Consider the following 9031-nt stretch of genomic DNA (forward strand, 5'->3'; position numbering starts at 1 on the left):
AGACCCAGGCGGGGGAGCAGCGGCGTGACTTCGGTGTCGGGCCCAACCAGGCCGTCGAGCTGACGCTGTGATAGCGCCGGGACGAGGTAGATAACGATAAGGGGAATGGCCATGACGAGGGGGCGGTGTGAGCGCCTGAGGGGGGACAGGGGCTGCCGGGTAGTGGTGGGCCTGCTGGCTGTGTTGATGCTGGGCAGTGCCGATCCGGCATCGGCCTACCCCCAGATGATCTTCGAGCAGGAGCCCAACGATACCCTGGACACCGCGCAGTCCTTTCGCGGTGCCGCCCGGCTGGTGGGCGAGGTGTCAGAAGGCGATGTCGACAAGTACCTCTGGGCGGTGGATGACGCCGAGGCGGATCAGCTGTGGCGCATCGAACTGCAGATGCAGGGCGAGGCGCCGGTGTCGGCAACGCTCTCTCTACCTCCAGTCGCGCCGGAGGAGGAGCAGGCAGGGGGTGTGGCGGTCTTTGGCGAGGCGGCAGACAGTGAGCCAGAATCCGAGGCATCACAAGAGCCCACGGCAGTGCTTACCCTGGAGGCCCCTCCCCAGCGCCCGCTACAGCGCCTGGAGCCGCTGCTGGTCTCTCACGGGGACTACCTGATCACCTTGAGCGGCGCCAGCGGCGCGTACCAACTGACCCTGGAACCCGTCGGCGAGGCGGAACTGCATGGCCAGGTCGCGGCAGGCGCCGAGCTCGATGCGCTGATGGTGGCTCCAGGGCGCAACTGGCTATTCCAGATCGATACCGAGCGCTGGTCGTTGCCACTGGAGCTGGATGAGGCCGACGACTGGCTTTGGCGCTTGCAGACCAGGGGAGAGCTCGACACCGAGCTGACGGTCCGGCTCGTCGATACCGAGGGTGAGGCACTTGCTGATGAGGTCAGCGGTATCCCCCTGGTACAGCGTTGGGACTCACAGGCGTTGCCCGAGGGCAGTCGCATCGAGTTTCGCCATCCCCAAGGTGAGCCCATCGGCCGGGTCATGCTGCGCCTCGAGCAGGCCGGGCCCATGCCCGACCCCGAACCGGAAGTGGTGGCCGGCTCCCTGGCGGAAGCGCACCCGCTGGCGCCCGATGATGCCTTCGAGGCTGAGCTGCTGCCCGATGAGCGCATGTACTTCCGGTTCTCGTTACCGCTCGAGCGGCTCGATGGCCAGGCCTGGACGATCCGGGCCAAGGGCTGGGCGGCGAGGCATTGGAGCTCTGCCTGGGCGACCTGGTCACTGAGCAGGAATCCTGCCGGGAAGGGGCCGGGAGCGTGGCTTTCGAACGCCTGCAGCCGCCGCCCGGAGACTATTACCTGGCAGTGGCCCTGGCCGATCGCCGTCCCGAACCCGATACACTGCGAATTGCCCTGCAGTCCGACACGCCGCCGGCCGATGGCGAGGTGGTGGAGCCTGTGGATCGTCGCGACTGGGCCATGCCCCTGGGGGACGGCTTTCCTCTGGCCGGCACTTTCACCGGTGAGCGACGGGGCTATTTTCGGTTACAGGTGCCGGATTCCAGTGACGCCTGGCGCATCCAGGCCATCGGTGACGGTATCGACGAGCTCAGGGTCTACCGAGCCGACCAGAGCGGGCGCCACTACCTGGCTCGTGGTGTGACAGCGGGGCTCGGCGAGCTCGAAGGCGTCGGGATCGACAACCTTCAGCTGGTGGCTTTGCCGCACTATATCCGGGTCGAAGGCGAGGACACCGAGTACCGGATCGTGGCCGAGAACCTCGGCCCTGCCAGGCCCGGCTGGGAGCGCGAGCCCAACCATGAGCCTGAGCTGGCCACCGAGCTCACCGCCGGGGTGGCCCTGCGCGGCAATCTGTACCACTCCAACCGGCCGGACTGGTACCGCTTCTACCTGCCCGGCGAGAACGGCGTGCGCATCGAGCTCACCCCGCCCGAGCAGGGCAGTATTCGACCCACCCTCTACTGGGGGGATGACGATATCGCCCGGGGCGGGAGCATCGATCAGGATGATGGCGCTATGGTGCTGACCGGCCGGTTGCCGGCGGGGGAGTACTATCTGGCCATGACGAATCGGGATTCCGCGGGCACCTATGCGGTGAGCTACGATCTGGCATCGCCCTGGGGAGAGGTCGCGGGCCATGCTCTGAGCACCAGCCGAGAGCATGCCATGTCTCTGCCCGGCGACGGGGTGGTGAACTTGCCGCATAGCGAACTGGGGCAGGAGTACCAGTGGTTCCGCCTGCCCGAGGGGGAAGCACCTCGAACGGTCACGGTGGCCCGGCTGGGCGACAACCGCCTGGCGCGGGCACCCTTCGAGATCATCGATGTACAGGGCCAGGCCCTGGAACGGGAGTCGGTCGACAGCGATCGCGACCGAGCGGAGGTGGAGCGTGTCGAGGTACCCGCCGGTGGCCCCTGGTATTTGCGCACCACCTCGGCGCGCCTCGGCAGCATCGAACTGGAAGTGACGGATCCCCTGCTCAGCGAACGCCATGCCCGCGAGCAGGACTGGCAGGACGATATCGAGGCCACACTGGAGGTGCAGGGCGAGAAACTGGCGGCCTGGCACGGACAGGCTCAGCGACTCGATAGCGTGCTCCGGGTGACAAACGGTGGCGAGCAGCGCCACGAGCTGCCGCTTGCCGCCCATGCCAGCCAGGCCGGCTGGCGGGTCGAGGGACTTGACGGGTCTATGGCCCTGGCCCCCGGCGAGAGCCGAGAACTGCCCCTGACCTGGACCCTGCCGCCGGGCTTGGCTGACGACCAGCCGGTGATGCTTTTCGTGCAGGCCGGTAGTGCCGTCGTCACGGCACGGCTCTCTACCACAGCGTCGTCTACGGGCGGTTCCGGGGTCAGTGATGAAATGCGTGAGGCGCTGTTCGGTCGCGTCGATCTGGCCTGGGCCGGTCTCGGCGCTCACTTCGTCGATCCTGACAGCGGCGAGCCCCTGGAGCAGGAGTGGCAGCGTCGTGTGGATGGACTTGGGTACCTGATCGACGGCCTGAGTTCCGCGGGCAGCTACCTGATGTTCCAGGGCGAGCCGGGTGAGACGCTTCCGCCCCTGCGCCTGGCCGGCGAGGGTGGCGAGATCCAGGCACTGGTGATCAACCAGCGCTCAGGCCACGCCCCGGTGGAGCGTTGGCGCGAGATCGAGGTCTCCGTGGGTGACTCCCCGGACAGCCTTGAGCCCTTGACCACCCTGCTGCTGGAAGCCTTCGACGGTGAGCAGGTGTTCCTGCTGGATACGCCGGTGGAGGCGAAATACCTGGGAATTCGCCCGCTGCTTTTCTGGGGGTCTGTCTCACGCCGTGCCGATACCGGCATCGGCCAGCTGCGCGTGCTTGGCGAGCCCTCGGCGGAGCTGGCCGAACAGCGCCTTGACCTGCTGGAGGGTGTGCGTGGTGGACACTGGATCTACAGCGACCCTGAAAGAGGTGCGCTGCATGAGTTCAATCACGCGGCACGCGAGCAAGTGTTGCCCAGTGAACGCAACATGCAACACGGTATTCGTCACGATGGCAACCCGACCAGCATGGTCTTCGGCTTTCATCAGCAGCGTGCCGCGAAGCTCGAGCGGTTGGTTTGGCAAGACGACCCCGAGTGGGAGGGGCTGCCGGTCGAGCACGTGCGTGTCTATACCGCCACCGAGAGCCCGGTAGGCCCCTGGGAGCGGCAGGCCGCATGGCGTATGGAGCGCGACGATGAGCTGCGTGACGAGCTGATTCTGGAAGAGCCGGTCTGGGCACGCTATCTGCGGCTTGAGATCCGCGAGCCCGACGTTGACGCGGAGCAGCGTAGCCCTCGCTGGCGGCGTCCCGCTGCAATCGCCGCCTTCGAGGCGGCGCCCCTGGGCAGCAGCGAGTCGATCCTCGGCTACTGGGGGCAGGATGCCCAGGAGGGCCCCTTCGAGCAGGTACTGGCCGAGGCGGCCCTGCCCGCCGAGTGGATGATGCGACCAGTACACCGGAAAATCCTTGGGAGCTGATGCAGCGCATCAGCGCCCGGGTGGACGAGCCTGGCGATACCCGCAGCTACCGGGTGCAGGTCGCTGAGGGGGAGAACACCCTGGCCGTGCGGCTGCGCGAATCGCTTCATGGCCGCCTCGGGGCCGCCCTCCACGACCCAGAGGGGGAGCCGGTGGCGCTGAGCTGGACGCGCCAGTCAGGCGGCTGGCGGGAGGGCGTGGCCCTCGATATCCCGCCCGGCGACTATCGCCTGGATGTCGCCGAGCCCGGTCGCGCCATCGCCTTTCTGTGGGATGCCAGCGGCAGCCTCAGGCATCATCAGCCGTCGATCCTGCGCGCGGTGAGTCGTTTCGCCGATGGCCTGGATCCCGAGCAGGAAGTGGCCAACCTGATGCCCCTGGGTGGCCCCATGCTGATGCGCGACTGGGCGGATGACCCCGTCAAGCTGCGCCGCACCCTGGCCAGCTACGACGGTCCCTTCTCCAGCTCCAACTCCGAGCCGGCCCTGCAACTGGCGGCGCGGGCGCTTGAGCCGCTGGATCGAGAGCCGATTATCGTGCTGATCACCGATGCCGAGCTGATGGGCCGCGAGATGACGGTCTGGCAGGACCTGGCCCTGGTGAAGCCGCGCATCCTGGCGATCGAGATATCCCACAACGCGGAGCGGCCGAGCGACGAGACTCGCTGGTACCAGAACCTGATGAAGAGCTGGGCCAATGTGGGTGGCGGTCACTATGTGTATGCCAGCGACCGGGCCGGCTTGATCCGTGCCTTCGAGACCGGCATGCGCGAGCTGCGCCAGAGCACCCGATTCTTCATCGAAGCCGAGTCGCGCTACCAGGAGCCCCCCGAACCCGGCCGTCTGGCGGTAGTCAGCGCCGATCCCGAGCAGCCGGCGGTGGCCGGCGGCGTGGTGCACCTGATCTTCGACGCCTCGGGCTCCATGCTGCGCCAGATGGAGGGCGGGCGACGCATTGAGGTGGCCCGGCTCATCGTCCAGCAGACCCTGGACGAGCGCATCCCCGAGGAGGTGCCGGTGGCACTGCGCGCCTACGGCCATACCGAGCCCCACAGCTGCGAGACGGAATTGCTCGTCGAACCTCGCCTCGGCAATCACGACGAGGTGCGCGAGGTGGTGGCCGGTATTCAGGCCATCAACCTGGCTCGCACACCGTTGGCGGCCTCCATCGAGGCGGTGCTCGATGACCTTTCAGGCTTCGAGGAGCAGCCCCGCCTGGTGGTGATGCTGACCGACGGTGAAGAGACCTGCGATGGCGACGTGGCCGCGGCGGTGGAAGAGCTGATCGAGGAGGGCCTGGACGTTCGCCTCAATATCGTCGGCTTCCATATCGACGAGATCGGCCTTCAGGCCGAGTTCGAACGCTTCGCCGCCCGGGGCGGCGGCGAGTACTTCGACAGCCAGGACGGCGACGAGTTGGTGGCCGGGCTGGCCCAGGCCCTGGCAGCCACTTGGCGGGTTCTGGACGCCGAGGGCAGCGTCATCGCCCGAGGGCGAGTGGACGATGACCCCGTCGAGCTGGACGTCGGCGACTACGAGCTGGTGGTGGAGACCCATGCGGGCGAAAGGCGGCGCGAGTTCCGCGTCTCGCCGCGTCAGGCGGTAGAGATCCAGCTGAGGGAGGATGAAGAATGACGAGACCCGACCTAGAAAATATCTTGATGGCCATTCGGGCCACAGTGCTGCTGGCGCTGATTCTGGCGCCCATGTCCTGGCTGGGTAGTGATGCCATGGCCGACGAAAGCGGTCCAACGGCCGAGGAGTTGACCAATGAACTGAGCGCCACCCAGCGCCAGGTACGCTTGATCCTGGGTGATGTGCTGCAGCATGGCTCCTTCGATGTGTCGGCCGTACGGGATGCCGTGGGCAACGACCCCGAAGCCCTGACCCGCTGGGTGCAGGATCAGACCACCCATGTGCCTTATCAGGGGCTGGTGCGAGGCGAGTTTGGCGTGCTCCAGGACCGGCTGGGCAACCATATGGATCGTGCCATGCTGCTCGGGCGCCTGCTCGAAGAATCCGGCCGCTCGGTGCGTCTGGAGGTCATGTCGCCCCGGGAACCTCCCCCGTCGATCTCATCATTGGAGGCGCGCCCCCATCCACAGCCGGTGTCCTTGTCCGAAGGAACTCGGGAGTTGCTCGACCACCTGGGCTCCCCCTCGGACGAATCACAGCCGATCCCCCCCCGCCTTCCCGAGTGGAATCGCTTCGATCAGGATCTTCAGGTGCGGGCCGTCAGTCTGATGAACCGACTCGCCGAGGCCCCCGGTTTTCCTTCCTGGCATGAGCAGGAGCGCCAGCGGGAGGTATCGGGTGACCCCAATGTGCGTGTCTGGTGGGAGGATGATCAGGGGCGCTGGGTGTCCACCGATCTGAGTCAGGCCTCGGTAAGTGCGCCGGCCGACGCTCCCTCTGCCGAGAGCCAGAGCCTGTCATCGTTCAACTCCCGCCATGCCCATCACTATGAGATTGAGGTTGTCGCCGAGCGTTGGCAGGAGGACCGCATGGATCGTGTCACTCTGCTCGAGCATAGCGTTCAGGCACATGAGCTTGCCATGCAGTCCATTCGGGTCGGTATCGTGCCCGACCAGTCTGAGGTAGAGGACTTCTACGCGGGAGACAGCGAGCAGGCACTGGCAGACGACCTTCTGGCCAATACCGGTTGGCTTCCCTATATCCGCTATGGGGAGGAGCGGGTACTCGGTGATCTCATCGACCAGGACGGGCATGTCCGGGATCCCATGCAGCCGCCCCAGGCCAGGCAGATGGAGGAGGCCACGAGCCTGCTGGGAGGCATCAGTATTGGCGGACGTGCCGAGCAGGACGAGTCCCATGATGCCTTTGTCGGCCTCTCCCTGGAGGTGACGCATCGCCATGGGGATGAGGTGGTCAATCGGCTGACGCGCCCCTGGTTCGCGCTGGCCGAGGAAGACTCACGCCCCTTCGAACTCGAGCGCGAGCATCGTCTCGAACGTGCCGTCGCATTGCTGCGCGATACCAATATGGTGTTGCAGACTGCCGAGCCCTCCGAGGCGCTGTTGTTGCGCCTGGAACTAGGCTCTTTCCTGCAAAATGCCTATGCACTGCAGGGCATGATCATGGGCCTGGACGATGATGACTTCGAGATACTCGAAGGCGCCATCGATGAATTGGTGGATCTGCCGAAAACGGCCCTGCAGTTCGCCAGGCATCGCTTTACGGCCTCCCTGCATCCCGGGCGTTTCTATATCGGCGAGCCCAATATCCTGATCGAACATGTGGGACTAAAGCATCTGCCAAGGGGGTTCCGAGATTACCGTGCCATCGACCTGGCCCATGTGCCCCTGCACCTTATTCCACTCGACGGCCCACACGAGGACTCCATCCAGCAGCTACGTTTCGCGCAGGGGGTGCTGGAAACCCTGCTGGAAGCGGAACTCCTGGCACTGAGAAGTCCTGCTCCCGACAGGGCAAAGGTGCTCGACGGCGAGAATGCCGCCCTCCATCTGGAGACGGCAATGGCTAGGGGCGAAGCGGGGCTCTGGCTGTCGCCTGGGGAGGCGAGCCGGCTCGAAGACTTCGCGCTGCCCAGGCGGTCTACACAGGCCATGCGGGAGCAGTTCGACCGCGGCCATCACCTCTTCTTCCCGCTGTTCGCCTCCCCTGAACGTTCGCACCAGGACGAGCCGTCCCTTCTCGCCTGGTGGTCCGTTGACCCGATCAGCGGCCACGCACTTGGTTACGGCGGCATAGGCTGGGGAGGCTTTGTGGACTACTCCATGCTGGTGCAAACCAGGCTTTATCTGCTCAAGGCATCTCTGGCACCGGGTGTGGCCAAGAGCACTTTTGGGACCTATCTGGTCTGTGGGATTGCGGCGGCGCTCACCTCGCTGCAGTTGTATTCGTCGTTTGGCAATGATCTTCCTGGGGCCGTTGATCAAGCGAGTGGCCAGTCTGAGCGAGTCACAAAATTCTGCCTGGACGTCGTCAACAGTCGAATATCTGGTGGTTCCTGACGGAGAACGAATTATGAAGCGATTGTTGATTGCATTGAGTTTGATTGCCGTCAGCCAGTTGTCACTGGGAGCCCAGCCCGGGCTCTGGATTACCGGCGACATTCGCGGCACCTTGCTGCCCTGCTTCCAGTGCCCGGAAGCTTCGGAACCGGGGCTTGCGCGGCAGGTGGGCGTCATGCAGGAGGTGGATGCCGATGGCATCTGGCTGGATGCCGGTGGCTTTCTCGATGGCGGCGAGGTGGATGAGCTGGGTATACGGGAGAGCCTGGTGCTGGCGGAGGGCCTGGGGATGCAGGCCCTGCACCTGACCTGGCGGGATGTCAGCCCAGCCCTGGTCGACGCGCGCTCTGGATCGAGCCCGCCTCTTATCTCGGCGAGTATCCTCGATGCGCAGGGTGAGCTGCTGGTTCCACCGTCGCTGGTGGTCGAGCATGATGGCCAGCGAATTGGCCTTATCGGCATCTCGGGGGTGCCGATGGGCTATCATGACCTGCCCGCCTGGCAGTCTTTCAGCGAGACGTTTCGGCTGCGCTCGGCTGGGGAGGCCCTGAGTGATGCCCTCGATGGACTGCCCAGTGATGTCGACCGTGTGCTGGTGCTCTATGCCGGCGATCACGGCATCCTCCGCAGGCTCATCGACCAGGCAGGAGAGCGCGTCGATGCCTTCGTCATGGGCAGCAGCTTCGGCAACCTGTACAGCCTTCCGCCTGAGGCGGTAATCGACGCGCGTAGCCAGAGAGGACGACGTGTCACCCAGATACGATTGCCCGACCTGGCCGCCACCTATCATTCGGTGACGCTGAGCGCGTCGATCAGTGACTCGGCGGTGCAGGCACTGGAGAGTGCCGGGCTGCGCCATGCTCCGCCGGCGCGCGTTTCTCGACCCAGCATTGCCTTGCCGAATGATCCCGACCTGTCGCCACCCTTCGCTAAGCCCTTGCTCCTTGAGCAGGAAAATCGCGTCATGGGCATGAGCGTGCTGGGCCTCGAGACCCGCTCCGACTGGCAGGGACAAGCCGCAGCTGCGGGCGAGGTCTATCTGGTCCTCGACCTGCTGTTCGAGAACCATAAGCCTTCGACCTGATCCAGC

General features: G+C 65.6%; 4 protein-coding genes. All 4 read left to right on the top strand.

The annotated features are described in order from the left end of the window. The first annotated feature begins 1259 nt into the window (after positions 1-1259). From Q427_RS20045 to Q427_RS20060, 4 genes are read left to right on the top strand one after another with little or no spacing between them, the layout of a single operon-like run. Positions 1260-3947, top strand: coding sequence for a COG1470 family protein (locus Q427_RS20045; protein ID WP_155833639.1), 2688 nt, complete (start codon positions 1260-1262; stop codon positions 3945-3947). Beyond that, positions 3947-5581 (top strand): vWA domain-containing protein, encoded by a 1635-nt coding sequence (locus tag Q427_RS20050; RefSeq protein WP_043516881.1) that lies wholly within the window; start codon positions 3947-3949, stop codon positions 5579-5581. The genes Q427_RS20045 and Q427_RS20050 overlap by 1 nt, the downstream gene beginning before the upstream one ends. Further along, a complete protein-coding gene (locus Q427_RS20055) occupies positions 5578-7941 on the top strand; it encodes a hypothetical protein (RefSeq protein ID WP_043516882.1) in 2364 nt (787 codons plus the stop codon). Before Q427_RS20050 ends, Q427_RS20055 begins: the two co-directional genes overlap by 4 nt. A 13-nt stretch (positions 7942-7954) precedes the next feature. Further along, positions 7955-9025: a hypothetical protein gene (locus Q427_RS20060; RefSeq protein ID WP_043516884.1), complete on the top strand. Its 1071-nt coding sequence runs from the start codon at positions 7955-7957 to the stop codon at positions 9023-9025. Positions 9026-9031 lie beyond the last annotated feature (6 nt).

The organism is Halomonas sp. BC04, assembly GCF_000568385.1.